The 26,670-nt window shown below is 67.8% G+C and carries 23 protein-coding genes; 3 read left to right on the plus strand and 20 right to left on the minus strand.

Translation table 11 applies throughout. The annotated features are described in order from the left end of the window. Window positions 1-107 precede the first annotated feature (107 nt). The 3 genes from MTY59_RS01965 to MTY59_RS01975 all read right to left on the minus strand — a co-directional run bounded on the left by MTY59_RS01965 (window position 108) and on the right by MTY59_RS01975 (window position 3,005). On the minus strand, window positions 108-623 hold the full coding sequence (locus tag MTY59_RS01965) for a DUF6912 family protein (protein ID WP_221044189.1): 516 nt from the start codon (window positions 621-623) through the stop codon (window positions 108-110). A gap of 61 nt (window positions 624-684) precedes the next feature. After that, window positions 685-1,542: a polyphosphate kinase 2 gene (gene ppk2, locus MTY59_RS01970; protein WP_221044190.1), complete on the minus strand. Its 858-nt coding sequence runs from the start codon at window positions 1,540-1,542 to the stop codon at window positions 685-687. Between the two features lie 41 nt (window positions 1,543-1,583). Then, a complete protein-coding gene (locus tag MTY59_RS01975; RefSeq protein ID WP_221044191.1) occupies window positions 1,584-3,005 on the minus strand; it encodes a WS/DGAT/MGAT family O-acyltransferase in 1,422 nt (473 codons plus the stop codon). 199 nt (window positions 3,006-3,204) lie between these two features. Here MTY59_RS01975 and MTY59_RS01980 point away from each other — a divergent pair, with 199 nt between their 5' ends. Next, entirely contained in the window at window positions 3,205-3,759 is a 555-nt protein-coding gene (locus tag MTY59_RS01980) for an Rv3235 family protein (protein ID WP_250160697.1), read from the plus strand. 13 nt (window positions 3,760-3,772) lie between these two features. Here MTY59_RS01980 and MTY59_RS01985 read toward each other — a convergent pair whose 3' ends face one another. From MTY59_RS01985 to mddA, 3 genes are read right to left on the minus strand one after another with little or no spacing between them, the layout of a single operon-like run. After that, window positions 3,773-4,930 carry a cation:proton antiporter gene (locus MTY59_RS01985; protein ID WP_221044192.1) on the minus strand — a complete coding sequence of 386 codons (1,158 nt, stop codon included), beginning with the start codon at window positions 4,928-4,930 and terminating at the stop codon, window positions 3,773-3,775. A gap of 4 nt (window positions 4,931-4,934) precedes the next feature. Then, a complete protein-coding gene (locus MTY59_RS01990; RefSeq protein WP_221044193.1) occupies window positions 4,935-5,417 on the minus strand; it encodes a cation:proton antiporter regulatory subunit in 483 nt (160 codons plus the stop codon). Between the two features lie 56 nt (window positions 5,418-5,473). Then, a complete protein-coding gene (gene mddA / locus MTY59_RS01995; RefSeq protein ID WP_221044194.1) occupies window positions 5,474-6,247 on the minus strand; it encodes a methanethiol S-methyltransferase in 774 nt (257 codons plus the stop codon). A gap of 187 nt (window positions 6,248-6,434) precedes the next feature. Here mddA and MTY59_RS02000 point away from each other — a divergent pair, with 187 nt between their 5' ends. Beyond that, window positions 6,435-8,156, plus strand: coding sequence for an ABC transporter ATP-binding protein/permease (locus MTY59_RS02000; protein WP_221044195.1), 1,722 nt, complete (start codon window positions 6,435-6,437; stop codon window positions 8,154-8,156). A 1-nt stretch (window position 8,157) separates the two neighbouring features. Here the strand turns inward: MTY59_RS02000 and MTY59_RS02005 are convergent, their stop codons facing one another. The 14 genes from MTY59_RS02005 to MTY59_RS02075 all read right to left on the minus strand — a co-directional run bounded on the left by MTY59_RS02005 (window position 8,158) and on the right by MTY59_RS02075 (window position 25,159). Beyond that, window positions 8,158-9,708, minus strand: coding sequence for an HD domain-containing phosphohydrolase (locus MTY59_RS02005; protein WP_221044196.1), 1,551 nt, complete (start codon window positions 9,706-9,708; stop codon window positions 8,158-8,160). 191 nt (window positions 9,709-9,899) lie between these two features. Beyond that, window positions 9,900-12,728: a preprotein translocase subunit SecA gene (gene secA, locus MTY59_RS02010; protein WP_221044197.1), complete on the minus strand. Its 2,829-nt coding sequence runs from the start codon at window positions 12,726-12,728 to the stop codon at window positions 9,900-9,902. Window positions 12,729-12,861: 133 nt separating this feature from the next. Further along, window positions 12,862-13,527, minus strand: coding sequence for a ribosome hibernation-promoting factor, HPF/YfiA family (gene hpf / locus MTY59_RS02015; RefSeq protein ID WP_221046213.1), 666 nt, complete (start codon window positions 13,525-13,527; stop codon window positions 12,862-12,864). 333 nt (window positions 13,528-13,860) lie between these two features. Further along, on the minus strand, window positions 13,861-14,493 hold the full coding sequence (locus tag MTY59_RS02020; RefSeq protein ID WP_221044198.1) for a ComF family protein: 633 nt from the start codon (window positions 14,491-14,493) through the stop codon (window positions 13,861-13,863). Window positions 14,494-14,694: 201 nt separating this feature from the next. After that, the gene (gene lpqB, locus MTY59_RS02030; protein WP_221044199.1) at window positions 14,695-16,449 is read right to left on the minus strand and encodes an MtrAB system accessory lipoprotein LpqB; all 1,755 of its coding nucleotides are present in this window, start codon (window positions 16,447-16,449) and stop codon (window positions 14,695-14,697) included. Then, complete coding sequence (mtrB, locus tag MTY59_RS02035; protein WP_221044200.1) at window positions 16,449-18,125, minus strand: MtrAB system histidine kinase MtrB; 1,677 nt, start codon at window positions 18,123-18,125, stop codon at window positions 16,449-16,451. The genes lpqB and mtrB overlap by 1 nt, the downstream gene beginning before the upstream one ends. 46 nt (window positions 18,126-18,171) lie before the next feature. Further along, the gene (mtrA, locus tag MTY59_RS02040) at window positions 18,172-18,858 is read right to left on the minus strand and encodes a two-component system response regulator MtrA (protein ID WP_007168097.1); all 687 of its coding nucleotides are present in this window, start codon (window positions 18,856-18,858) and stop codon (window positions 18,172-18,174) included. A 111-nt stretch (window positions 18,859-18,969) separates the two neighbouring features. After that, window positions 18,970-19,626 carry a dTMP kinase gene (locus MTY59_RS02045; protein ID WP_221044201.1) on the minus strand — a complete coding sequence of 219 codons (657 nt, stop codon included), beginning with the start codon at window positions 19,624-19,626 and terminating at the stop codon, window positions 18,970-18,972. Window positions 19,627-19,684: 58 nt separating this feature from the next. Then, a complete protein-coding gene (gene ahcY, locus MTY59_RS02050; RefSeq protein ID WP_221044202.1) occupies window positions 19,685-21,157 on the minus strand; it encodes an adenosylhomocysteinase in 1,473 nt (490 codons plus the stop codon). A gap of 98 nt (window positions 21,158-21,255) precedes the next feature. Then, window positions 21,256-21,852, minus strand: a complete 597-nt coding sequence (alkX, locus tag MTY59_RS02055) for a TetR family transcriptional regulator AlkX (protein ID WP_221046214.1) — start codon at window positions 21,850-21,852, stop codon at window positions 21,256-21,258. An 86-nt stretch (window positions 21,853-21,938) separates the two neighbouring features. Then, window positions 21,939-22,124: a rubredoxin gene (locus MTY59_RS02060; protein ID WP_067104206.1), complete on the minus strand. Its 186-nt coding sequence runs from the start codon at window positions 22,122-22,124 to the stop codon at window positions 21,939-21,941. Then, complete coding sequence (locus tag MTY59_RS02065; RefSeq protein ID WP_076055937.1) at window positions 22,121-22,294, minus strand: rubredoxin; 174 nt, start codon at window positions 22,292-22,294, stop codon at window positions 22,121-22,123. The genes MTY59_RS02060 and MTY59_RS02065 overlap by 4 nt, the downstream gene beginning before the upstream one ends. Next, entirely contained in the window at window positions 22,291-23,541 is a 1,251-nt protein-coding gene (locus tag MTY59_RS02070; RefSeq protein WP_221044203.1) for an alkane 1-monooxygenase, read from the minus strand. Before MTY59_RS02070 ends, MTY59_RS02065 begins: the two co-directional genes overlap by 4 nt. A 100-nt stretch (window positions 23,542-23,641) precedes the next feature. Then, entirely contained in the window at window positions 23,642-25,159 is a 1,518-nt protein-coding gene (locus tag MTY59_RS02075) for an amino acid permease (RefSeq protein ID WP_221044204.1), read from the minus strand. A gap of 94 nt (window positions 25,160-25,253) precedes the next feature. On the opposite strand from MTY59_RS02075, the gene MTY59_RS02080 reads away from it, so the two are divergent. After that, window positions 25,254-26,669 carry an FAD-dependent oxidoreductase gene (locus MTY59_RS02080; protein ID WP_221046215.1) on the plus strand — a complete coding sequence of 472 codons (1,416 nt, stop codon included), beginning with the start codon at window positions 25,254-25,256 and terminating at the stop codon, window positions 26,667-26,669. The last annotated feature ends 1 nt before the right edge of the window (window position 26,670 follow it).

Consider the following 26,670-nt stretch of genomic DNA (forward strand, 5'->3'; position numbering starts at 1 on the left):
CACATTGTGATCGATTCTGTGCGCTTCACGAAACCTACGGTACCGTAACCTACGGTGTCGTAGCTAGCGCAGCTGCCTGGTTTGCCTCACATTCGGCCGCTGGTCTTTCACATCAGCTCCAGCAGGAACGGCAGCTCCTGGTTGGCGTACCAGGCCAGATCGTGGTCCTGCGCATCCCCGACAATCAGGTCGGCGTCCTCATCGCCCAGGTCGGCGGCGTCGACCGCCTCGATGGCCCTCGCCACCGCCGGTTCGGCCCCGGCGTTGTCGACGTAGGCGGCGATCACATGGTCGATTGGCACCGGCCCGGACAGTCTGACCACGGCGTCGTCGAGGTCGGGCCGGTACGTGACGTCCTCGACCTCGGCGACCAGCACCGCGCGGCGGGGCGGCGGGGACTCCGACGGCTCGCCGCCCCCTTCCGCCGCCGCCAGCAGCCGCAGCGACGCCAGCGCCGCCTCGCGCAGCGCCACGTCGGCGAGCTCGTCGTCGTCGCCCTCGGCGTAGGCCTCGCGCAGCCTCGGGGTCAGTGCGAACGCGGTGCCGCTGACCGGCCACAACGAGCCGTCGGCGACGAGCTGCGCCAACATGGGCAGCGTGGCAGGGATATAGACGACCGTCATGTCGCGCCTCGATTGTGGCGACCCCCTGCGACCGGCCGTGCCGCTCTTGCGATCGCCACGGCTAGATCAGCGTGGCCGCGTAGTCGACATACGTCGACAGCTCACGCGCCGGGCGCTGGTAGTTGCCACTGACGACGGGATGCGCAGGCAGCTTGACCTTGGGCGTCTCGACATCGCGGTAGGGGACGGTGGATAACAAATGGGCCATCATGTTCAGTCGGGCGTGCTTCTTGATATCGGACTCCACGACATACCACGGACTCGCCGGGGTGTCGGTGTGCACCATCATCTCGTCCTTGGCGCGTGAATAGTCCTCCCACCGGTATACCGATTCCAGGTCGATCGGGGACAGCTTCCATCGCCGGACCGGGTCATTCAGCCGTGCTTTGAACCGGCGCAGCTGTTCGGCCTCGGAGACCGAGAACCAGTATTTGCGCAGCAGAATCCCGTCATCGGTGAGCATCTGCTCGAAGATCGGCGTCTGCCGCAAAAACAGCGCATACTCCTGCGGCGTGCAGAACTCCATGACTTTCTCGATGCCCGCCCGGTTGTACCACGACCGGTCGAACAGCACGATCTCGCCTTTGCTGGGTAAATGGGCGATGTAGCGCTGGAAATACCACTGACCGCGTTCGCGATCTGTCGGCACCGGCAGTGCGGCTATCCGTGCAACGCGTGGGCTGAGGTATTCGGTAACCCGTTTGATGGCACCGCCCTTGCCCGCGGCATCACGACCTTCGAACAACACCACCAGCCGCGCCCCGGACTGCCGCAGCCACTCCTGCAGCTTCACCAATTCCGTTTGCAGCCTGAACAATTCGGCGTCGTAGACCTCATCGGAGATCCTGGGCACAGTCGGCCCCGCCGACTTCTTCTTGCTCGGCTTCGCCGGCGCGCCATCACGTTTCGCGGTGCTCACAGAAACGAATACTAGCCCCACGCAGGGGTTTTCAACGCCGACTAGGACCGGGAGGCCTCCAGCAGTTCTTCGAGCGCCTGGTTCAGCAGTCCGGGCAGCAGCTCGACATCGCTCATGGCTTCGCGATCGGCGTTGATTCCGTAATAGAGCTCACCGTTATACGACGTCACGCCGATGGCCAGCGCCTGATTGTGCAGCAGCGGCGGCACCGCGTAGGTCTCCAGCAGTTTGGTGCCGGCGACGTACATCTGCGACTGGGCGCCCGGGGCGTTGGTGATGAGCAGGTTGAACGTGCGCTTGGAGAAGCTCGGGAAACTGGTCGCCACCCGGATGCCCATGGCGTGCAGCGTCGGTGGGGCAAAACCCGACAGCGTGACGATGGTCCTGGCGTCGACCAACTGGGCGGCCGTCGGGTTCGACTCGGTGGCGTGCGCGATCTGCGACAGCCGCACCACGGCATTGGGCTCCCCCACCGGCAGGTCGACCAGGAACGGCATCACCTGGCTGATCGCCTGTCCGGGGCCGCTCGCGTCGAGGTCGCCGTTGGCGTACACCGACAGTGGAGCCATCGCCCGCACCGTCGCGGTCGCCGGGGCCGCCACCCCACGCGACATCAGCCAGTTACCCAGCGCGCCGGCGATGACCGCGAGCACCACGTCGTTGACGTCGCAGTCATACCGCGCACGCACGGTGCGATAGTCGTCGAGGCTGCCCCGTGCGACGGTGAAGCGCCGGTGACGCGACACGGTGGCGTTGAGCGGGCTGCTGGGCGCGGTGCCCCGGGTCACGGTGCGCACGAAATCGACGGCCCGGCGGCCGGCGTCGAGCAGCTCGCCGTGGTTGGTCACCAGCCCACCGATCATCGAGCCGACGGCCTGCAGCTGCGCGCCCGGTCCCGTGAACCATTCGCCGACCGCGCCCAGCATCAGCCGGGTGTACCCAGGGTCACGCTCCGGTACCCAGATGTCCTCGGGAAAGGGTGCCGGGCGTTTGGTCCGGTCGGCGATGACGTGATTGATCTCCAGCGCCGACATGCCGTTGATCAGCGCCTGGTGCGACTTCGTGTAGAGGGCGACCCGGTTCTTGGACAGTCCTTCGACCAGGTACATCTCCCAGAGCGGCCGGGACTTGTCCAGTGGTCGTGCGGCCAGCCGCGCGATCAGTTCGTGCAGCTGCTCGTCGCTGCCGGGCGAGGGCAGCGCCGAGCGGCGCACGTGGTAGGTGATGTCGAAGTCGTTGTCGTCGAGCCACACCGGCCGGGCCGTGCCGACCCGCACCTCGCGCACCTTCTGCCGATAGCGCGGTATCTGCGGCAGCCGCTGTTCGACGGTGGCCAGCAGGGTCTCGTAGCTCAAGCCGGCACGCGGGCGGCGCAGGATCGACAGCGATCCGACGTACATGGGGGTGGCCGTGTTTTCCAGCCGGTAGAACGACGCGTCCGACGGCGACAAGCGACTCACCATGCGGCGCTGTCCTCCTGGTCACTTCGTCGCGTGCGTTGGTGCAAAGGGCCCGATGTCCCGCCCACGGTAATCGCCTGAGCCGTGCGCTAGTCAGCGCGGGTACGCGTGCGGTCGAGTTGTGCCATGATGGCCACTGACTAACCACTGTCTGCCCCTCTCCAGCAGGCTCCCGGTCCGGCCGAAGAGTTGGAGAGTGCGCGTGAACACTGGTCCCGTTGCGAATCCATCTGACGCTTTCACCGTCATACCACTGATTGATTACGAGCCGCCGGCGCAGGAGGTTTCGCGCACCGTCGCGCCGTGCCGGCCATCGTCGCGTCCCCCGTCGCGCCGCGGCAGCAGCCACGCGCCGCCGCGTTCCTACACCGGGCAGCCCAGCAGGGCGCCGGATCCGGGCGCGGTCATGTCTCCGCGACTGCGTCAAGCGGCCGTCTTCGCCGACGCGGCGCTGCGCCGGGTGCTGGAGGTCATCGATCGCCGCCGGCCGGCGGCCCAGTTGAATCCGATGTTGGCGCCGAGCCTGGTGGATTCGGTAGCCGCGGTTGGCCGTTCGGCCGCGGGCCGTAACCGAGGCGCCGCGGTGTTGCGCCGCATGCGGCTACAGGCCGCAGGTCACCGCGACCCGGACTCGGCGGCCGAGGTCTTCGGTTCCTACAGCCGCGGGAACCGGATCCACGCCATCGCCTGCCGGGTCGAGCAGGTCAGCGCCGCGGGCGGCACCCGGTGGATGGTGGTGGCCCTGCACATCGGATGACGGCGGCCACCGGTCAGGCCGCCGGCGCGGCGCCGGCCGGGCGCGGACCACCCGTGTAGCGGGTGAGGATGGGTCCCGCAATCGCCATGATGAAAACGTAGGACGTCGCCAGCGCCGCGACCGCGGGCAGCGACTTGCCGGCCAATCCGATGATGATCAACGAGAACTCGCCGCGTGCGATCAGCGCGGTGCCCGCGCGCAGCTGCCCGCGCCGCGCCACCCCGTCGTGCCGCGCGGCGAAGATCCCGGTGGCCACCTTGGTCGCCGCGGTCACCGCGGCCAGAACCAGCGCCGCCGGAAGCATCGGGACCAACTCGTGTGGGTCCACCGAGTAGCCGATCGCCAGGAAGAAGATGGCGGCGAACAGGTCGCGCAGCGGGCTCAGCACCTGACGGGCCCGCTCGGCCGTCTCGCCGGTCAGGGTCAGGCCCACCAGGAACGCGCCTACCGCGGCCGAGGCGTGCAGGGACTCCGCCACCGCCGCCACGATCAGGGTGATGCCCAGGACCCGGAGCATCAGCTGTTCGGAGTCGGGGTGTTGCACGAGCCGCTCTACGTGGTGACCCCACCGGTAGGACGCGGCGAACGCCGCCACCAGGGCGCCCACCGCCACGGCCATGCCGCCCACAGCGTGCAGCCATCCGCCGCCCGACGCCAGGACCGCGAAGAGCGGCAGATACGCGGCCATCGCGAAGTCTTCGAGCACCAGTACCGACAGCACCGCCGGCGTCTCCCGGTTGCCGAGCCGCTGCAGGTCCTCCAGCAGCCGTGCGATGACGCCCGAGGAGGAGATGTAGGTGACGCCGGCCAGACACAGGATGGCCACGCCGTCCAATCCCAGTAGCCAGCCGGCGATCGCGCCGGGCGCGGCGTTGAGCACGATGTCCACGGCCGCCGACGGCAGGTGGTGGCGCATGCTGGAAGAGAATTCGGCCACCGAGAACTCGCAGCCCAGGGTCAGCAGCAGCAACACGACGCCGATGGGCGCGCTGGTGGTGATGAACTGGCCGCCTGCGGCCATCGGCAGGATGCCGCCGTTGCCCAAGGCCAATCCCGCCAGCAGGTACACGGGGATGGGCGACAACGCGAATCGCCTTGCGGCGGCGCCCAATACGGCCAGAGTGGCCAGGAGGGCGCCGAGTTGCAAAAGCAGCGTCCCCGAAATCTGCACCGGCTCAGCCTTTGTCGATAATCTTCTCGACGCCTGCGATGCCGTCTTCGGTGCCGATCACGATCAGAACGTCTTGGACGTGCAGCATCTCGGCGGGTCCGGGTGAGGCGAGCACTTGCTCGTTGCGCACGATCGCCACGATGGATGCGCCGGTACGGGTGCGCGCCCGGGTGTCACCCAGCGGGTGATCCACGAAGGGGCTGCCGGCCAGGATGTGCACCTGGCCGGTCTCGAGCCCGGGGACCTCGCTGGCCAGCTCGGTGAATCGCTCCGCGATCCGCGGCGCACCCAGGATCTGGGCGACGGCCTCGGCCTCCTGGTCGTTGAGGTGCAGCAGCGGCCGGGCCTCGTCCGGATCTTCGCGGGCGTACACGACGACATCGAAATCGCCGCTGCGCCGCGCGATGATGCCGATGCGGTCGCCCCTCTGATCGGTGAATTCGTAGCGAAGACCGACCCCGGGGAGCAACACCTCCTTGACATCCATACGTCAATCCTGACAGGTCGCCGGGCGCTGCCGAAAGCGGATGAACGCAAAGATGCTCAGCCCGGGGCGGGCCGGCCGGCCGGCCGGCTGGGGCCGCCGCGCGGCCGGCGCCCTAGCGGTAGCAACCTCGGTACCTCGCGGCGGTAGCTGAGATAGTCCTCGCCGAGCGCCTCCACCAGGTCGTGTTCCTCGATCCGGGTGGCGACCAGGATGTAACCCGTCATGGCTATGGAGAACAGCAGATGCCCGGCCGTCATGGTGGGGGCCGCCCAGAAGGCGATGATGAAACCGAGCATGAGCGGGTGGCGTACCAGCCGGTAAAGCATCCGAACGTGAAAAGCGATGTGTGTGTACGGTTTTCCCCGCCACGCCAGATACACCTGCCGGAGCCCGAACAGGTCGAAATGGTTGATCATGAACGTCGACGCCAGGGCGATCACCCAGCCGAGCCAGAACAGCGTCCACAACACCAGGCGCCCGGCCGGTAGTTCCACCTTCCAGATGACGGCGGGCATCGTTCGCCATTGCCAATACAGCAGCACCAGCACGGCGTTGGACAGCATCACGTATGTGCTGCGCTCTATCGACGACGGCACCACCCGCGTCCACCACGCCTTGAACCCGGGGCGCGCCATGACGCTGTGCTGCAGGCCGAACACCGCGAGCAGCACCATGTTGATCAACACGGCCTGGCCGATGGGCGCCGACAGCCCACGGTCGACCGTCCGCGGCACCCAGAAGTTGCCGACGAACGCGACAAGGTACAGAAATACGGCAAGAAAGAGCAGATAAGCGGCCACGCCATAGCCGACCGTCAGGTAACGCTTCATTTGCTGATTGTGCGCCTCATCGGCGCGCGCGCATATAGGTCATTTGCCTCAATTTCAGCGGGGCGAGCCCAGGCATTGTTGGCCGACCCGTCCGGTCATTTGAGGCAAACGCCTCATGCGGCGGCTCGAGCGCTGGACCGATGATCGGCCGTGACAGGCCCACATCGAGAAAGCACGGAGACGGATCATGAACGAATCGCTATGCAGCGCCACAGCCATCGAGCTGCTCGGGGCTCGCCCAGCGCAGGCGCCGGACGGCGCACGCATCGACGCGATCGACGTCGGCCGGCGCGTCAGTGGCCGTCAACTTCTGCAGAACATGTCGCTTTCGGTGGAGCCCGGCGAATTGGTCGCCATCGCCGGCGGCAGCGGGGCAGGCAAGACCACCTTGCTGGAAATCCTCGCCGGACTGCAACCCCCGTCCGCCGGGGAGGTTCGGCACGACGGCGTCGTTCCCCGTAGCCGGGCTCGCGCCGGCGCGACGGTGGGCTATGTGCCCCAGGACGACATCATCCACCTCGAGATGCCGCTGCGTCGTACGCTTCGCTACGCGGCGCTGCTCCGGCTGCCCGGCGGCACCCCCGCTGTCGAAGCGGAGCGGATCGTCAACGAAACCATGCAAGACCTCGACTTGGCCGACCGGGCCGACGTGCCGGTGCGTGCGCTGTCGGGCGGCCAGCGCAAGCGGGCCAGTATCGCCGTGGAGCTGCTGACCCGGCCGCGCGTCTTCTTCCTCGACGAACCGACATCCGGGCTCGATCCCTCGACCGCCGCTGACGTGATGCGCCTGCTGCGTCGCCTCAGCCAACGCGGTGTCACCGTCGTCCTCACCACTCACGAGCCCGCCGCCATCGACCAATGCGACCGAGTGATCTTCCTGGCCCGCGACGGCCACCTGGCTTTCACCGGCACTCCCGTTGCGGCCCGGCGCTACTTCGGCGTGCAAAACCTCACGGAGGTGTACGAGCGCCTGGCTCAAGAGCACACGCCGCGGATCTGGGCGGATCGATTCATGGAAAGCCGCGAGAAGCCCCCGACCCGGCCCGACTCCTCTCGAAAGGCTTTGTCGGCCAAGCGGTATGACGTCAGTCGCACGGGCATGGTCAGGCAATGGTGGCTGCTCACCCGGCGCAACATCGACGTCGTGTTCCGCAATCGGCTGACCCTGACGATCCTGCTCGGCTCACCGGTGCTCGTGACGGCGATGATGGCGACATTGTTCAAGCGAGGTGCGTTCGATCCGGGCGACGCCACCGGCGTCGGCCCGGCCCAGATCGTGTTCTGGATTGCCTTCGACGGCTTCTTCTTTGGGCTCACCTATGGCCTGCTGCAGATCGTCGGCGAGATGGCGGTCTTCCGGCGCGAACGCCTGGCGGGGCTGCGCGTGGGCGCCTACGTGGCATCGAAGGTGACCGCGCTGCTCCCGGTTCTGGCGGGAGTGAGCGCGGTGCTGCTGGTGGTGCTGCGCGCGCTCGGCCGGCTCCCGGCTCTCGGCTGGCACGTGTACGCCTTGCTGTTCGCGACGATTGTGATCGAAGCGATCTCGGCGCTGGCCCTGGGTCTTTTCGCATCGGCCGCCGTCTCCAACGCCGCACAGGCGGCACTCGCCCTGCCGATGCTGTGCTTCCCTCAGGTCCTCTTCGGTGGTGCCATCGTCCCCGTCGACCAGATGGCCACGCCCGGGCGACTGATGAGTCTGGTGCTGTCCAGCCGCCACGCCTTCGACGCGTTGGGCCGCAACCTGCAACTCGACCGCTACACGACCACGCTACCGGCAATGTCCGCCTACCGGCAGACCTTTCAGGGAGGCAACGCCGTAAGCCTCATCGCGCTCGCGTCATTCGCCGTCGGCCTCACGCTGTCCACCGCGTGGTTGCTGGACCGGCGATCCCGGCCAGGCGCTTCCTAGCTCAGTCGGGTACGCCGCCGGTCAGTCCGTGCCGGGTCGCGTACAAGCTGGCCCCGATCCGGTTCGAGACCCCGATCTTAGCGTAGATATGTTCGACATGATTGCGCACGGTTTTCTCGGAAATCCAGAGCGCCGACGCGATCTGCTTGTTGGAAAGCCCTTGTGCGACATGGAATAACACCTCGGCCTCGCGGGGAGTCAACCCCGCCGGCCTGGCGGCTCTGCGCGACGGCCGGTGGCCCGCGGCCTGCAACACGGCTTCGACCGCGGCGCCGTCCAGGCGGCCCCGGACCGCTTCGTCTCGAAGTTTCCTGGCCGAGGCGTCCCCGTCCCGCGCCGCGCGATAAGGTCGCGGCTCCATCGAGGAGCAATAGCTTTCGGCGGCAGCGAGCACGCGGTCACGAACCGACAGGTCGTCACCGCGCAAACCGTTGGGATAGCCCGAGCCGTCCAGTCGCTCATGATGGTTCACCGCGGCCTCGCGGACGGCCTTCAGTCCACCGACCCGGGCCAAAATCCTGCCCGTCAGATAGGGATGCAAATGCACGCGCTCGCGTTCGACATGGGTCAATTCGCCCGGCTTCTCCCACACCCGGTTCGACACACCGATGCGACCGAGATCGTGAACGTAGCCCGCACGACGCAGGATGTCGATTTCGTCTTGCGGCAACCCGGCGCATTTCCCGGCGCTCTCCGCAAGCTGCGCAACGGCGCGCGAATGACCAAGAGTGAACGGGCATTTCAGATCCGCGAAGTCACCTATCGCGCACAGGAGCCGGTCCAGCGCGGGACCGCTCAGCGCTTCACCCGGATCTGGGGCCAAACCGGCGGCGGTCGACCACACGTCTTCGTTCTCGCGCAGCAGGTCATCGGCGGCTGCGGTGAATACCGCGACAATATCCGGGTCGAACTGTTTGCCGCTGCGACGGCGAATTTCCGCGACCGCGGCGCTCGCGCCGTAAGCGCGATGGTGCACGTCGGCGATGTCAGAGATCTGCGCCACCCGCATCGCCACGGGTATCTGGTTTCCGGCGGCCCCGGCGGGAAGACCGCTGCCGTCCCACCGTTCGTACGCGTAGGGCAGCGCTTTGGCCACATCGACGCCCAGCCCCATCTCCTCGGCGAGCAGCGCAGCCGACAGACAATGGGATTGCACCAATGCGCCGAGATTCCCGCGTGCGTCCCAGAAAACCTTGGCCGCCAATTGCGCTCGCTTCGGCAACGTCGCCCCACGGCCCAGATTGCTCATGAGAAATCGACGGTATGGCGCGCCGGACCAGTCGATGTAGTGGCTGTCATGTCGCACCGCGATGTCGTCGCCGAACCACTGCGCATACTCATGCGAGTCGGCGTGACAGCCGATCCACATCACCAGGGCCGTGTAGAAAACGGTCCCGCAATCGCGCTCGTCGAGTCCCAGCCGCGTCGCCAATCTCGAGCCCATCGCCGCCGACCGCAGCATGTGATCCATCGGCTGCCCGAGGCCGAGGTCGATCGCCAGGGACAGCGCCGCCAGGACGTCAGTCCGCGACACGGCTCGGTCGAAGGGCATGAAACTCGTCCCTTTCTCGGCCACTCATCGGCGCGGCGTCGGTATAGCCACACAAAAGCCGATGCCTGATAAGCCTAGGGCATGGGCGTTGCTGCCGGGTCGCTGTCGCCGAGTGTGAAGTTAGGCGCACGCTCGCCGCCGAGCGTGAAGATAACTTCACACTCGGCGCAGGGCGGCCAGGCCAGAAGCGGCTAGCGCCGCTTGACCGACTTGGGTGGCTTGGCGCCGCGGCCCTGTTGCCGCGCCGCGGCGCGGCGCTCGCGCCGGCTGGCGCCCCCGGGCACCCCGGCCGGCGCCTTGCCGTCGCCGCCGTTGCGCTGCACCGCCGCCGTGCCGTCCTCGGACGGACCGGAGTACGTCATGGCCGGCGCCTCGTTGTCGATTCCCTTGGCACGCAACTGGGCTGGAGCCTCTTCGCGCACGGCCGTCGCGGTGCTGCCCTGCTGCCCGGCCGCGGCGGTGGCGAACTCCTCCAGCCCCTCCGGCGCCTCGACCGGCGCGACCTGCGGGCTGGGCACCGCCTCGACGGTGACATTGAACAGGAACCCGACCGACTCCTCCTTCATGCCGTCGAGCATCGCCATGAACATGTCGTAGCCCTCGCGCTGGTACTCCACCAGCGGGTCGCGCTGCGCCATCGCGCGCAGCCCGATGCCCTCCTTGAGGTAGTCCATCTCGTAGAGGTGCTCGCGCCATTTGCGGTCGATGACGTTGAGCAGCACGTTGCGCTCCAGCTGACGCATCGCGCCCTCGCCGGCGATCTCCTCGAGCTCGGCTTCCCTTGTGGCGTAAGCATTTTCGGCGTCTTTGAGCAGCTCCTCGAGCAGTTCCTCACGGGTGAGGTCGTCGCGGTCGGAGTCCGCATCGTGGTGGGTCAGCGTCGCGTGGTCGATGCCGACCGGGTACAGCGTCTTCAGCGCCGTCCACAGAGCTTCGAGGTCCCAGTCCTCGGCGTAGCCCTCGGCGGTCGCGCCGTTGACGTAGGCGGTGACCACGTCGCGGACCATGTCCAGCGCCTGCTCCTTGAGGTTCTCGCCCTCCAGGATGCGGCGGCGCTCGGCATAGATCACCTTGCGCTGCTGATTCATCACCTCGTCGTACTTGAGGACGTTCTTGCGGACCTCGAAGTTCTGCTGCTCCACCTGGGTCTGGGCGCTCTTGATCGCCCGGGTGACCATCTTGGCCTCGATGGGCACGTCGTCGGGCAGGTTCAGTCGGTTGAGCATCGCCTCGAGCGCGGCACCGTTGAACCGGCGCATCAGCTCGTCGCCCAGCGACAAGTAGAACCGCGACTCGCCCGGGTCACCCTGCCGGCCGGAGCGGCCGCGCAGCTGGTTGTCGATGCGGCGCGACTCGTGGCGCTCGGTGCCCAGCACGTACAGCCCGCCGGCCTCGATCACCTCGGCGGCCTCGGCGCTGACCTCCTCCTTGACCTTGGGCAGTTCCTCGTGCCACGCCGCCTCGTACTCGTCGGGCGTCTCGACCGGATCGAGCCCGCGCTCACGCAGGCGGAGGTCGGTGAGGAAGTCGGCGTTGCCGCCCAGCACGATGTCGGTACCGCGGCCGGCCATGTTGGTGGCCACGGTGATGCCGCGGCGGCGGCCGGCGACGGCGACGATGGTCGCCTCCTGCTCGTGGAACTTGGCGTTCAGCACGTTGTGCGGCACCCGGCGCTTCTGGAACTGCCGCGACAGGTACTCCGAGCGCTCGACGCTGGTGGTACCGATCAGCACCGGCTGGCCCTTCTCGTAGCGCTCGACGACGTCGTCGACCACGGCGATGTACTTGGCTTCCTCGGTCTTGTAGATCAGGTCGGACTGGTCGGCGCGGATCATCGGCTTGTTGGTCGGGATGGGCACCACGCCCAGCTTGTAGATCTCGTGCAGCTCGGCCGCCTCGGTCTGGGCGGTACCGGTCATGCCGGCGAGCTTGTCGTAGAGCCGGAAGTAGTTCTGCAGCGTGATGGTGGCCAGGGTCTGGTTCTCGGCCTTGATCTCGACGTGCTCCTTGGCCTCGATGGCCTGGTGCATGCCCTCGTTGTAGCGGCGGCCGTAGAGCACGCGGCCGGTGAACTCGTCGACGATCAGGACCTCGCCGTCGCGCACGATGTAGTCCTTGTCGCGGTTGAACAGCTCCTTGGCCTTCAGCGCGTTGTTGAGGTAGCTGACCAGCGGCGAGTTGGCGGCCTCGTAGAGGTTGTCGATGCCGAGCTGGTCCTCGACGAATTCCACGCCCAACTCGTGCACGCCGACGGTGCGCTTGCGCAGGTCCACCTCGTAGTGGGTGTCCTTCTGCATCAGCGGTGCCAACCGGGCGAACTCGAGGTACCAGCTCGACGCGCCGTCGGCGGGTCCGGAGATGATCAGCGGGGTGCGGGCCTCGTCGATCAGGATGGAGTCGACCTCGTCGACGATGGCGAAGTTGTGCCCGCGCTGCACCAGATCGTCGAGCGAATGCGCCATGTTGTCGCGCAGGTAGTCGAATCCGAACTCGTTGTTGGTGCCGTAGGTGATGTCGGCGTTGTAGGCCACCCGGCGCTCGTCGGGCGTCATCTGCGCGAGGATCACCCCGACGTCCAGGCCGAGGAAGCGGTGCACGCGGCCCATCCACTCGCTGTCACGTTTGGCCAGGTAGTCGTTGACGGTGACGATGTGCACGCCTTTGCCGCCGATGCCGTTGAGGTAGGCCGGCAGCACCGAGGTCAGGGTCTTGCCCTCACCGGTCTTCATCTCGGCGACGTTGCCGAAGTGCAGCGCCGCGCCGCCCATCAGCTGCACGTCGAACGGGCGCTGGTCGAGCACCCGCCAGGCCGCCTCGCGGGCCACCGCGAAGGCCTCGGGCAGCAGGTCGTCGAGGCTTTCGCCGTCGGCGTGCCGCTTCTTGAACTCGTCGGTTTTGGCCCGCAACTCGGCGTCGGTGAGCTTCTCGATCTCGTCGGACAAGGTGTTGACGTAGTCAGACACCCGCTTGAGACGCTTGAGCATGCGACCTTCGCCAAGGCGCAGCAACTTCGACAGCACAGCTATGTCCCCTGTTGGTAGGAGTCTTGCATTGAGCGACTCCCATGGTAGGCGACGAGCCCGTGGGTACCGCCGTAGCGGCGATCGCAAGCGCGGCAACGCCGCGCAGCGGGTCGCCGCCCGAGGACCCCGTTCAGGAGAGCCTGATCAGCCCGTAGTCGTAGGCGTGCCGACGGTAGACCACGCAGGGCCGCTCGGTCTGCTTGTCGTGGAACAAGAAGAAGTCGTGTCCGACGAGCTCCATCTCGTAGAGCGCGTCGTCGACCGTCATCGGCGTGGCCGGGTGCTCCTTGGTCCGCACGATCCGTCCGGGTTCGTGGTCGGTATCGGCGCCTTCGGCCGGGGCAGCGTGCTCGGCCGGCGGGGGCTGCGGGGCGGGTGGCACCACCGCGGTCGCGGCGGCCAGTGACACCGGGGTCTTGTCCCCGTAGTGAACCTTGCGGCGATCCTTCACGCGGCGCAGCCGGTTCTCCAGCTTGTCGACCGCGGACTCGAAGGCCGCGTAGAAACTGTTGGCACATGCCTCTGCCCGGGTCACCGGGCCGCGGCCGCGGGCGGTGATCTCGACGCGCTGACAGGATTTGCGCTGACGCCGATTGGGCGCGTGCTTGAGCTCGACATCGAAAAGATAAATGGAGCGATCCAACCGCTCGAGACGGGCGAGTTTTTGCGAGACGTACAGACGGTAATGATCGGGGATTTCTACGTTGCGGCCCTTGAACACAACGTCGGCGGTGGTTGTCGGTTGGGCTTGCCCATCGGGGACGGGCGGTTGGTCCAGAATCTGACCGGAATCCACGGATAGCCTTGACATACGTGACAACTCGTTTCTCTCTTCACGTCACACGCGCCCTGCGTGCCCGAGTGCTTAATGCACCGACGAGGTGGGAGCGGTTCGAGACTGGCTACCGCCGCAGGCTGCCCGCCGGAGCAAGGTGTCGATTACTCACCCCTTCCCGCGGATGGGTCTCACCTGGAAATTTGGCGACCAGTGAGTCAGACCGATGAGTCGTTCTTCGTTGTTCTCGACGTTAGCTCGTGTTCGCCTGCCGATGCCACTAATTTGGTCGAGCTGTTGCGAGTTCTTCACATCCTCTTGGCTCGTTCATGGGTTCGGTGTAGCCGAACCCATTCACACCGCGGCGATCGCGAGCACCGCGGCGACCCGAAGCCCGGCGGCGTGCAGGATCCGCACCGACTCTCGCGCCGTCGCGCCGGTGGTGACGATGTCGTCGACGACCATGACTTCGGTGCGCGGCGGCTCACCGCGCAGCACCACCCGGCCGGCGACGTTGCGCTCGCGCGCGGCGCTGCCCAGCCCCACCGAGTCACGCGTCAGCGCCTTGAGCCGCAAGACCGGCGCGACCGTGATGTCCGGATGCCGCGCCACCGCGGCGCGCGCCAACCGGGCGACGGGATCACCGCCGCGCCGGCGTGCGGCCGAGCGCCGGGTCGGTGCGGGCACGACCGTCAGCGGTGTCGGCACGATCCCCCACCACAACAGGCGGTGCACGCCGACGGCCAGGGCGTGCGCCAGCGGGTAGACGAGGTCGGCGCGGCCCTGCTCCTTGAGTGCCAGGATCGCGTGCCGACGGGCGTTGGCGTAGCGGCCGAGCGCGAACACCGGGACTCCAGGGTCGATGCGCGGGTTCACCACATGCGGCTGGTCGGCGGCCACCGACAGCTCGCCGGCGCACGCGTCGCACCAACGGGTCGACGGCGCCCCGCAGCCACCGCATTCGGCCGGCAGGAACAGGTCGAGCATGGCGCCAGTGTGGCGGTCGGGTGTGACACCTGAGCGATATCAGCCCGATGGTGGCGACCCGCTGCGCCCGGCTTCGCCTCGCTGGCGATCGCCACCCGATGGTGGTGACCCGCTGCGCCCGGCTTCGCCGCGCTGGCGATCGCCACTACACCCCATGGTGGCGACCCGCTGCGCCCGGCTTCGCCACGCTGGCGATCGCCACTACCCGGGCAGCACCGGGGCCGCCCCGGGCACCGTCAGCCCGGGCACTTCCGACCAGCCCTGCTGACCGTCGGCCGACGGCGAATACTGCAGCACCCCTTGGGGACCCGCGACGTAGGCCGTCGACGGGTTGGCGGCCACCGTCGTCACCGGCATCTGCAAACCGTGCGGCGGAGCATCCGAGTTCACCCCGTCGATGTTCACGTAGGAGACCGGATGGCTGGCGTCGGTGCGCGTCACCACGATGTCGTCGCCGGTCCGCCACGACAGCGACACCACCGAATTGCCCAACCCGAAACCGAGCCGGCGCGGGAAGGTCAGGGCGTACTGCCCGGCCTGGGTCTGCTCGACGCTGGCGAGAATCACCTGGCCGCCGATCACCATCGCGGCGCGGGTGCTGTCGCGGGACAGCTGCAGGTCGGTGATCGGGCCCGGGAACCGGGTGGCCACCGCCACCGAATCCACCGGAAGGCGCGCGGGTTGCCCGGAGGCCGGCTCCTGGATGGCCCGCAGCACGTTGTTGCCGTCGACCACCACCCAGACCACGTCGTCCAGCGACCAGGTGGGCCGCGACAGGTTGTGCCCGTCGGCGGCCTGCACGGCTTCCTGGCCGAGGTCACCGATCCACAGGGACGCCGCCATGTCCGGGGCGCCGCGGTGCAGCGTCACCACCGACGCCACCTGCCGGCCGGTCCGCGACAGCGCGGCGCCGGTCTGGTCCCCCACCCGTCCGAACGCGCCGGGCACCATCACGGTGTGCTGGCCGTCCAGGGACACCAGCGAGCCGTTCACCAGGGCGTGCAGCCCCGCGCCCGCGCCGTCGGCCGCGCCGGGATCGGTGGCCGCGACGTCGGAGGTGGTCCACCCGTCGCGGAACCGGTCGTCCAGCGGCGCACCGTCGGCGCTGATCACGTACGGGCCCCGGATGTCGGCCCTGGCCAGTGTCCAAATGATTTGCGCCGCAAGCAATTGCCGGCTGTGCGGATCGGTGGTGGACAGCTTCTCCAGGTCGACGCGCGCCCCGCCGTAACCGCGCCCGATGCCGCTCTTGCCGCCGTCGGCCCGGGTCACCGGCCCGCGCAGCCGCAGCGGCGGGGCGAGCAGATTGCGGACCGTGTGCGCCATCTCGGGCCGCGGTCCGCCGATCAGCTTGGAGATCAGCTCGGTGGCCAACTGGTCGTGGTCGGGCACCGCGACGTAACGCGGGTCAGGAACCACCGTCTTGCCGGTCGGGTCGGCGAAGTAGAGCGTGTTGCGTTTGTAGGTGGACTGGAACTGCTGCCAGTCCAGGAAGACGCCGTTGGGCAGCCGGTCGATGCGCCAGCCGCCCGAGGTCTTGACCAATTCGATCGGCCCGGGGTCGGGCAGCACGCCCTCGGCGGTCTCGAACACGCCCATGTCGGACAGCGAGCCCAGCACGTCCGCCCGCATGGTCGTCGAAACCCGTTCGGCCGCACGGGTTTCGACGAACACGACGTGGTCGATCAGCAGCGCGCTACCGGCGTCGTCCCAGGCGTTGGACGCCGACTGGGTGAGGAACTGGCGGGCGGCCAGGTGCCGGTTCGCGGGATCGGCTGTGGCCTTGAGGAATTCGCGCAGCAGCACGTCGGGGTCCATGCCCGGGGTGGGCTTGGGCAGGTTCGACGGCGCGGGCCGCTCGACGGTGCCGATGGCCTGCGGCGCCGACGAGCTGGGCACCCCCGCGCAGCCGGCGAGCAGCATGGCCAGCATCAGCAGGGGAAGAAACCGCCGCATCACAGGGCCCTCTCGGCGTGCTCACGCTGGCGCTGACGGTCTTTGGCGTGCTGCGGGCCGGTCGGGGCGGGTTGCGGGATCGGCTTCATGGGCAGCGGGCTGGTGGTCACTTTGTGGCCGCGCACCAGCGGCAGCGTCAGCCGGAAGCACGAGCCGTCGCCGGGCTCGCCCCACGCCTCCAGCCGGCCCTGGTGCAGGCGCGCGTCCTCGATGCTGATCGCCAGGCCCAGGCCGGTACCGCCGGAGCGGCGAACCCGCGAGGGGTCGGCCCGCCAGAACCGGCTGAACACCAGCTTCTCCTCACCCGGTCGCAGCCCGACACCGTAGTCGCGGACCGTGACGGCGACCGTGTCCTCGTCGGCGGCCATCCGGATCTTCACGGGCTTGTGCTCGGCGTGGTCGATGGCGTTGGCGATCAGGTTGCGCAGGATGCGCTCCACCCGGCGGGTGTCGACCTCGGCGATCACCTCTTCGGTCGGCAGGTCCACCTTCAGCTCGATGCCGGCGTCCTCGGCCAGGTGTCCCACGTTGCCCAGCGCGCTCTGCACCGTGGTGCGCAGGTCGACCGCCTCGACGGACAGCTCGGCGACACCGGCGTCGTGCCGGGAGATTTCGAGCAGGTCGTTGAGCAGCGACTCGAACCGGTCCAGCTCGTTGACCATCAGCTCGGTGGAGCGCGCCAGCGTCGGGTCCAGGTCGGCGCTGTGGTCATAGATCAGGTCGGCCGCCATCCGCACCGTGGTCAACGGGGTGCGCAGTTCGTGGCTCACGTCAGAAGTGAAGCGGCGCTGCAGATTACCGAACTCCTCCAGCTGGGTGATCTGGCGCGACAGGCTCTCGGCCATGTCGTTGAACGACATGGCCAGCCGTGCCATGTCGTCCTCGCCGCGCACCGGCATGCGTTCGGACAGGTGCCCTTCGGCGAACCGCTCGGCGATGCGCGACGCCGACCGCACCGGCACCACCACCTGCCGCGACACCAGCAACGCGATCCCGGCCAGCAGCACCAGCAGCACCGCGCCGCCGGTGATCATGGTGCCGCGCACCAGCTGGATGGTGGCCTGCTCGTTCTTCAGCGGGAAGATCAGGTACAGCTCCAGGTTGGCCACCTGAGACGACGCCGGCGTGCCGACGATCAGCGCGGGCCCGGAGAACCCGTCGGTGTGCACGGTGGCGTACTGGTAGGACGCCTGGCCCGCCTTGACGAAGCCGCGCAGGGAACCGGGCACCTGGTCGACGGGCCCGGCGGTGGTCGCGGCGCGCGGGCCGTCGCCGGGCACCATCAGCACCGCGTCGAAGGCGCCGGCCATCCCCGCACCGGAGGCCGGGTCGGTCTTGGAGGTCAGCGTGTTGCGCGCCAGCTGCAGGCTGCTGTCCAACGAGCGCGCCTCTTCGCCGTTGACGATCCCGCCCACCGTGGTGCGTGCCCGCTCGATCTGCTCGATGGCGGCCTTTACCTTGACGTCGAGCACGCGATTGGTGACCTGACTGGTCAATACGAAGCCGAGCGCCAAAATGACCGCCAGGGACAGCCCCAGGGTCAGCGCCACCACCCGCAGCTGCAGCGAGCGCCGCCACGCAATGGCCACGGCGCGACTCACCGCGCCCATGCCACGAGTCATGGGGCCGGAGCGTCCCCAGCGGCTTCGAGTGCGTCGCCGGGAACCCCAGATCACTGCAGGTGCTCCTCCCTAACGCGACGCTTTACAACGTCGCCGCCGGTCACGGAGGTCCGGCCTTGTAACCCACTCCTCGAACGGTCAACACTACGGTCGGGTTTTCAGGGTCTTTCTCAACCTTGGCGCGCAGACGCTGGACGTGCACGTTCACCAGGCGGGTATCCGCCGGGTGACGATAGCCCCACACCTGTTCGAGCAGCACATCACGAGTAAACACCTGCCGCGGTTTGCGCGCCAACGCCACCAGCAAGTCGAATTCCAGCGGTGTCAGGGAGATCTGCTCGCCGTTGCGCGTGACCTTGTGCGCCGGCACGTCGATCTCGACGTCGGCGATGGACAGCATCTCGGCGGGCTCGTCGTCGTTGCGCCGCAGCCGCGCCCGCACCCGGGCCACCAGCTCCTTCGGCTTGAACGGCTTCATGATGTAGTCGTCGGCACCCGACTCGAGGCCCAGGACCACGTCGACGGTGTCGGTCTTGGCGGTCAGCATCACGATCGGCACGCCGGAATCGGCGCGCAACACCCGGCACACGTCGATGCCGTTCATGCCGGGCAGCATCAGGTCCAACAACACCAGATCGGGGCGCAGCTCGCGCACCGCAGTCAGGGCCTGGGTGCCGTCACCGATGACCGCAGTGTCGAAACCCTCACCCCGCAACACGATGGTCAACATCTCGGCGAGCGAAGCGTCGTCATCGACGACGAGAATCCTTTGCCTCATGGAGTCCATGGTGTCACCAGATCGGGACAAACTTGGGGCGCCACACGGGCGTTTCGTGGCCCGATGGCCAATTTTGGATGCAAATGCCGTGAAATTCGGTGTTTCGGCCGCCCCGGCGGATCAGTCCCGCGCCGCCTGGGCGCCCTCGGAGCCGGTCAACGCGGCGGCCAGCCGGCCCGGATCGACGTCCGCGTCGACGCTCAGCCACCGACCACCCCAGCCCGCGGCGGCCAGTTGGGCGTAGACCGCCGCGGTGCGTTGCTGCAGCCCGTCGTCGCGTTCGTAGCTGTCGCGCGCACGGCCCGGATCGGCCTCGGCCCGGCTCCGGGCGCGCTGCCCGGCCAGCTCGGCCGTCACCGCGAGTAGCACCTGCCAGTCGGGCGCGGGCAGCCCGAGCCGCCGGTACTCCAGGTCGTGTATCCATTCCACGGCCGGCCCGGTCGCATCCTGGTGCAGACGTGCGGCGGTATAGGCCGCGTTGGAGGCGACGTAGCGATCCATGATCACCACGTCGTGCTCGCGGCGCAGCGCATCGATTTCGTCGACCGCCCCGGCACGGTCCAGCGCGAAGAGCGTCGCCATCGCATAGACCGACGACGCGAGGTCACCGTGCTCGCCGTGCAGGGCCTCGGCGGCGATGTCGGCCGCCACCGATCGCCCGTAGCGCGGGAAGGCAAGCATGGCCACCGACTTGCCGTCCGCATGAAAAAGGTTGCGAAGCTTGTCCGTCAGCGTCCGCTTGCCGGCGCCGTCGATGCCCTCGATCGCGATCAGCACGGCGCGAGCCTATCGCCGCCGAGCGCCCCGCTGGCGCGACACTCGGCGGCCGGGCGGCTCAGTAGCGGTAGTGGTCGGCCTTGTAGGGGCCGTCGACGTCGACGCCGATGTACTCGGCCTGCTCCTTGGTGAGCTTGGTCAGCTCGCCGCCGAGGGCCTCGACGTGGATGCGCGCCACCTTCTCGTCCAGGTGCTTGGGCAGCCGGTAGACCTCGTTGTCGTACTCGTCGTTCTTGGTCCACAGCTCGATCTGCGCGATGACCTGGTTGGAGAAGCTGTTGCTCATCACGAACGACGGGTGGCCGGTGGCGTTACCTAGGTTCAGCAGCCGGCCTTCGGACAGCAGGATGATCGACTTGCCGGTGTCCGGGAACGTCCACAGGTCGACCTGCGGGCGGATGTTCGTCTTGGTGGCGCCGGACTTCTCCAGCCGGGCCACCTGGATCTCGTTGTCGAAGTGGCCGATGTTGCCCAGGATCGCCTTGTCCTTCATCGCCTTCATGTGCTCGAGGGTGATGATGTCCTTGTTGCCGGTGGTGGTGATGATGATGTCGGCCTCGCCGATCACGTCCTCCACCCGCTTGACGTCGAAGCCCTCCATCAGCGCCTGCAGGGCGTTGATCGGGTCGATCTCGGTGACGGTCACCCGCGCGCCCTGGCCGGCCACCGATTCGGCGGAGCCCTTTCCGACGTCGCCGTAGCCGCAGATCAGCACCTTCTTGCCGCCGATCAGCACGTCGGTGCCGCGGTTGATGCCATCGATCAACGAGTGCCGGCAGCCGTACTTGTTGTCGAACTTGCTCTTGGTGACCGAGTCGTTGACGTTGATCGCCGGGAACGCCAGGTCACCGGCGGCAGCGAACTGATAGAGCCGCAGCACACCGGTGGTGGTCTCCTCAGAGACGCCCTTGATCGATGCGGCGATCTTGGTCCACTTGTCCTTGTCGGTCTCGAACCGCTTGCGCAGCAGGTTCAAAAACACCCGATGCTCGGCCGAGTCGTCTTCCTCATCCGGCGGCACCACACCGGCCTTCTCGTACTGCGCGCCACGCAGCACCAGCATGGTGGCGTCACCGCCATCGTCCAGGATCATGTTGGCCGGCTCGCCGGGCCAGGTCAGCACCTGCTCGGCCGCCCACCAGTACTCCTCGAGCGTCTCGCCCTTCCACGCGTACACCGGAACACCCTTGGGCTCCTGCGGGGTGCCGTGCGGGCCCACCACCACCGCGGCCGCGGCGTGGTCCTGGGTGGAGAAGATGTTGCAGGAAGCCCAGCGCACCTCAGCACCCAGCGCGACGAGGGTCTCGATCAGCACCGCGGTCTGCACGGTCATGTGCAGCGAACCCGAGATGCGCGCGCCCTTGAGCGGCTGCACGTCGTGGTACTCGCGGCGCAGCGACATCAGACCCGGCATCTCCTGCTCCGAGAGCTCGATGTCCCGGCGACCGTAGTCCGCCAACGACAGATCGGCGACCTTGAAATCGATGCCGTTTCGGACGTCGGGGGTCAGTGCGTTTTCGGTCGTCGTCATAACGTGTTCTTCCTTTTTCGGCTCGCTCGGATCCAAGCGGTATTTAGCTTAGGTATGTTCTTGCGCCACTGTAGTCGCGGGCAGCCGCGCCTCGCGGGTCAGGGAACGTTGATGACGCCGTGACGCTCGGCGAACGGCGTCATCAACCGGGCCAGATCGGCCGCCACGTCATGGTCCGCCTCCGGCGGCATCGACACGTAGCTCAGCGCCAGCCGCACGATGGCCCGCGCCAGCACCCCGGCGTCCTCGTCGCTGGTGGCCACCCAGCTGTGGGTCAGCGCCGTGGTCAGCCGTTCGGAGGCGCGGTTGATGATGGGGGCGCTGTCGGTGGTGATGAGCTGCAACAGGTCCGGCTTGGCCACGCCGGTGAGCAGCGAGATCACCAGCGGGTCCGCCGACAACTCCGTGAACAGGTCGCGGAAGCCCTGCAGGAACGCCTGAAAGATGTTGCCGACGTTGGCTTCCAGCGCGGCGTTGACGGCGTCGACCAGCCGGTCGGCCAGGCGCAGGCCGTACCCCTGCGCCAGGCCCTGCCGGGAACCGAACTCGTTGTAGATCGTCTGCCGGCTGATGCCCGCGGCGCGCGCCACGTCGGACAGGGTGACGGCCGACCAGTCCCGGGTCAGCAGCAGATCGCGCATCGCGTCCAGCACCGAGTCGCGCAGCAGGGCACGCGACGCTTCGGCGTAGGGCATCCGCTTCACAGGCGCGACAATAGCGGCTCGGGCCCCGGAATCGGTTTTTTCGCGCACGTCGGCCTGCTCGGCAGCGTTGACTGCGATCACGAACGGGCGATCTCCACCATCTCGAAGTCGGTCTTGGCCGCACCGCAATCCGGGCAACTCCAGTCCTCGGGGATGTCGTCCCACCGGGTGCCGGGGGCGATGCCGTCTTCCGGCCAGCCCTTGGCCTCGTCGTACTCGAATCCGCACTGCACGCAGATGAAGAGTTTGAAGTCGTCGCTCATCGATTCGCTCCTATCGTTTCGAAATCGGCCTTCTCGAGCACCGCGCAATCGGGGCAGCACCAGTCTTCGGGGATGTCCGCGAAGGGCGTGCCCGCGGGAAACCCTTCCCGCGGTGCGCCTTTCGCTTCGTCGTAGGTGTAGTCGCAGCCGGGGCAGCGATATGCGCTCACGCCGCACCCGCCTGCGGGGCCCCGTAGCGTGCCAGCAGCTTCTCGCGCAGCCTGGGTTGCACATTGACCCGGGTGATGTCGCCGTCGTAGTGCGCCAGCACCCGGTGATCCATCACCTTGCGCCACAGCGGCGGGAAGTAGGTGAGCGAGATCATCGACGCGTAGCCGCTCGGCAGGTTGGGCGCGCCCTCCATGCTGCGCAGCGTCTGGTAGCGCCGGGTCGGGTTGGCGTGATGGTCGCTGTGCCGCTGCAGGTGGTAGAGGAACAGGTTGGTCACCACGTGGTCGGAGTTCCAGCTGTGCACCGGGGTGCAGCGCTCGTAGCGCCCGCTCGAATTCTTCTGCCGAAGCAGGCCGTAGTGCTCCAGGTAGTTCACCGATTCCAGCAGGCTGAAGCCGAAGACCGCCTGGATGATCACGAAGGGGATCAGCGCCGGGCCGAAGATCGCGATCAGCGCCCCCCACAGCACCACCGACAGCAGCCAGGCGTTGAGGACGTCGTTGGACGCGTACGTCTTGGGGTGCCACGGGCTGGCGCCCTGCCGGCGGATCCGTTGCGCCTCCAGCCGCAGCGACGAGCGCAGGCTGCCGAACACGCTGCGCGGCAAGAACTCCCAGAAGGTCTCACCGAAGCGCGCCGACGCGGGGTCTTCCGGGGTGGCGACCCGCACGTGGTGGCCGCGGTTGTGCTCGATGTAGAAGTGCCCGTAGCAGGTCTGCGCCAGGGTGATCTTGGACAGCCAGCGCTCCAGCGAGTCCTTCTTGTGGCCCATCTCGTGGGCGGTGTTGATGCCGACGCCGCCGAGCACGCCCACCGACAGCGCCAGCCCGAGCTTGCCCGCCCAGCTGAGCGCGCCGTCGAAGCCGAGCCAGCTCAGGTTCGAGGCGGTGAACAGGTAGGCGCCGAAGATGACGCTGAGGTACTGGAACGGGATGTAGACGTAGGTGCAGTAGCGGTAGTACTTGTCGTTCTCCAGCCGCTCCATGACCTCGTCGGGCGGGTTCTGCCCGTCGGGCCCGAAACGCAGGTCGAGGATCGGCAGCAGGACCCAGAGCAGGATCGGCCCGATCCACAGCGGCACCTGCGCGGCGGCGTGCCAGCCCAGCCGGTTCAGGCCCCACATCAGCGGCAGCATCACGAACAACGCCGTCGGGGCGATCAGCCCCATCAGCCACAGGCGGCGCTTCTTGTCCCGCCAGGCGAGCGGCTCGGATTCCCGGTTCAGTTGCGGTTCGAATGTGGTCATATGCCAAACCTCCTTGTGAGTCACACCACGTTGAGGTTGGACAATACCGACCTTCGCGTCTTCTGTCTAGACAAAGGACGCTAGTTTGTAAAGCGCGTGGCTAGGGCACCGGGCTGCGCGGGTCGGCCTCGAGAGCTTCGCCGTGTTCGGTCTCCCCCTCCCCCCGTCGGCCCTGCACCGAGTGCCAGTAGCCGTAGCCGGCGTAGATCGCCGTGCCGACCACCAGCCACACGCCGAACCGTACCCAGGTGAGCGCGGTGAGGTTGAGCATCAGCCACAGGCATGCGGCGATCGCGGCAATGGGGAGCAACGGCACCCACGGCACCGTGAAACCGCGCTCCAGGTCGGGCCGGGTCCGGCGCAGGACCATCACGCCGGCCGAGACCAAGACGAAGGCGAACAGGGTCCCGACGTTCACCATCTCCTCGAGCTTGGTGATGGGAAACACCGATGCCGTCACGGCAACCACCACGGCGACCAGCACGGTGATCCGCACCGGGGTCCCATGCGAGCCCGTCTTGGCCAGCGACCGCGGCAACAGCCCGTCGCGCGCCATGGCGAACAGGACCCGGCACTGGCCGAGCATCAGCACCATCACCACGGTGGTCAGTCCGGCCAGCGCGCCGATGGAAATGATCTTGCTCGCCCAGTGGATGCCGTTCGCGGTGAAGGCGGTGGCCAGGTTCGCCTGACCGGCGCCCGGGACGGTCTTGAGTTGGGTGTAGGACACCATGCCGGACAGCACGATCGCGACCGCGACATACAGCAGGGTCACGATGCCCAGCGACGCCAGAATTCCCCGCGGCACGTCGCGCTGTGGGTTCTTGGTCTCCTCGGCCATGGTGGCCACGATGTCGAACCCGACGAACGCGAAGAACACGATGGACGCCCCCGCCAACACGCCGTACCAGCCGTAGTGGCTGCTGTGCGCGCCGGTCAGCAACGACAGGACGGACTGATCGATGCCCTTGGCCTCGCTCCCGGCTTCCGCCTTGGGGATGAACGGCGAGTAGTTGGCGCGCTTGATGTAGAAGACGCCGACCACCACCACGAAGAGCACGACCGACACCTTGATCGCGGTGACCACCGCGGAGAACCTGGACGACAACTTGGTGCCCAGCGCGATCAGGGTCGCCACTCCCACGACGATCACCAGCGCCCCCCAGTCCACCTGGGCCGAGCCGAAGTTGGCCGTGCCGCCCGCGAATCCGAACACCGTGCCCAGGTAGCTCGACCAGCCCTTGGCCACCACGGCCGCGCCGATCGCCAATTCCAGCACCAGGTTCCAGCCGATGATCCAGGCCAGGAACTCGCCGAAGGTGGCGTAGGAGAAGGTGTAGGCGCTACCGGCCACCGGCAGCATCGAGGCGAACTCGGCGTAACACAGCGCGGCCAGCGCGCAGGTGCCCGCCGCGATCACGAACGACACCCAGATCGCCGGGCCGGTGATGTCGCCCGTCGTCGACGCGGTGACCGTGAAAATACCGGCGCCGATCACCACCGCGACGCCGAAGACGACCAGGTCCCGCCAGGTCAGTTCCTTGCGTAGCTTGGTGCCCGGCTCGTCGGTATCGGCGATTGATTGCTCGATCGACTTGGTCCGCCATCGATTGGCCATGCATTCGCCCTTTCCCAACGCACCATTGGTCCGTCACAGTACTGGGTACTCTCCGCGAATGCCGGACAGCACAGCAACGGCCAGAGACCATGCCGTGGTCATCGGGGGCAGCATCGCCGGTCTTTGCGCGGCGCGGGTGCTGTCCGATTCGTATACGCGGGTGACGATCTATGAGCGCGACGAGTTACCGGCCGAACCGGCGAACCGGGCGACGGTGCCCCAGGACCGGCACCTGCACATGCTGATGGCCCGCGGGGCCAACGAATTCGAGGACCTTTTCCCGGGCCTGCTGGACGACATGGTGGACGCCGGCGTGCTCAAACTCGAGAACCGGCCCGACTGCATTCACCTGGGCGCCGCGGGTCACGTGCTGGGCACCGGGCAGACCCTGCGCGACGAGTTCACCGCTTATGTGCCCAGCCGTCCGCACCTGGAATGGCAGTTGCGCAAAAGGGTTCGCAACCTTGACAACGTCACCGTGGCGCGCCGCTCGGTGGCCGAGCCCCGGTTCGACCGCGCGCGGCAACGGGTGACCGGCGTGCTGCTGGATTCCGCCGGCCCCGACGGCGACGACCCGGAGTTCGTCGCCGCGGACCTCGTCGTCGACGCGGCCGGCCGCGGGACCCGGCTGCCGGCGTGGCTGACGGATTGGGGATTCGAGCGCCCGGTCGAGCAGGCGGTGGACATCGGCATTCATTACGCCACCCAGCGGTTCGCCATCCCCGATGGGCTGATCGCCGAGAAGGTGGTGGTCGCCGGCGCTTCCCATGACCAGTCGCTGGGGCTGGGCATGCTGTGCTACGAGGACCGCACCTGGGTGCTGACCACATTCGGCGTGGCAAACGCCAAACCGCCGAGGACGTTTCCGGAGATGCTGGAGTTGGCCCGGCGGCTGCTGCCCTCCCACTTCCACGCCGCGCTGATGCGGGCCGAGCCGCTGGGCGACCCGGCGTTTCACGCCTTCCCGGCCAGCAAGTGGCGGCGCTACGACAAGCTGGACCGCCTGCCGGCCGGCATCATCGCCTTCGGCGACGCGGTGGCCAGCTTCAATCCCACCTTCGGCCAGGGCATGACGATGACCTCGCTGCAGGCCGCGCATCTGCGGCGCGCGCTGCAGTTCCCCGACGATCGGGTTGCCGCGGAACTGAATCGGGCCACCGCAAAGAGCACCTTCCCGGTGTGGATGATGAACGCGATCGCTGACGTCACGTTCCACCATGCCGGCACCAAGGGGCCGATCCCCTGGTGGTGGCGGCCCTCAGGTGGCCTGTTCGATCAGTTCCTGGGCGCCGCGGAGACCGAACCCGTTCTGGCGGAATGGTTTCTGCGACGGTTCTCGCTGCTCGACAGCCTCTATTTGGTTCCGCCGCCGCGGATCATCGGCCGCGCGATGGCGCACAACCTGCGGCTATGGCTCAGCGAACGGCGCGACGCCGCCAAACGGCGGCGGGCCGTGGCGATCGCAAGCGTGGCGCAGCCGGGCGAAGCGGGTCGCCACCATCAGAGCTAGC

The organism is Mycobacterium senriense (assembly GCF_019668465.1).
Lineage (GTDB): Bacteria > Actinomycetota > Actinomycetes > Mycobacteriales > Mycobacteriaceae > Mycobacterium > Mycobacterium senriense.

Coding starts and splice junctions, on each gene's coding strand:
- MTY59_RS02060 (WP_067104206.1), bottom strand. CDS start 22,124: ATGAGCGACGACTTCAAACTCTTCATCTGCGTGCAGTGCGGATTCGAG.
- ahcY (WP_221044202.1), bottom strand. CDS start 21,157: ATGACGACGACCGAAAACGCACTGACCCCCGACGTCCGAAACGGCATC.
- MTY59_RS01975 (WP_221044191.1), bottom strand. CDS start 3,005: ATGGTGAGTCGCTTGTCGCCGTCGGACGCGTCGTTCTACCGGCTGGAA.
- MTY59_RS01965 (WP_221044189.1), bottom strand. CDS start 623: ATGACGGTCGTCTATATCCCTGCCACGCTGCCCATGTTGGCGCAGCTC.
- alkX (WP_221046214.1), bottom strand. CDS start 21,852: ATGCCCTACGCCGAAGCGTCGCGTGCCCTGCTGCGCGACTCGGTGCTG.
- MTY59_RS02075 (WP_221044204.1), bottom strand. CDS start 25,159: ATGGCCAATCGATGGCGGACCAAGTCGATCGAGCAATCAATCGCCGAT.
- MTY59_RS02020 (WP_221044198.1), bottom strand. CDS start 14,493: ATGCTCGACCTGTTCCTGCCGGCCGAATGCGGTGGCTGCGGGGCGCCG.
- mtrA (WP_007168097.1), bottom strand. CDS start 18,858: ATGGACTCCATGAGGCAAAGGATTCTCGTCGTCGATGACGACGCTTCG.
- MTY59_RS02000 (WP_221044195.1), top strand. CDS start 6,435: ATGAACGAATCGCTATGCAGCGCCACAGCCATCGAGCTGCTCGGGGCT.
- lpqB (WP_221044199.1), bottom strand. CDS start 16,449: ATGCGGCGGTTTCTTCCCCTGCTGATGCTGGCCATGCTGCTCGCCGGC.
- MTY59_RS02005 (WP_221044196.1), bottom strand. CDS start 9,708: ATGCCCTTCGACCGAGCCGTGTCGCGGACTGACGTCCTGGCGGCGCTG.
- MTY59_RS01990 (WP_221044193.1), bottom strand. CDS start 5,417: ATGGATGTCAAGGAGGTGTTGCTCCCCGGGGTCGGTCTTCGCTACGAA.
- MTY59_RS02070 (WP_221044203.1), bottom strand. CDS start 23,541: ATGACCACATTCGAACCGCAACTGAACCGGGAATCCGAGCCGCTCGCC.
- mddA (WP_221044194.1), bottom strand. CDS start 6,247: ATGAAGCGTTACCTGACGGTCGGCTATGGCGTGGCCGCTTATCTGCTC.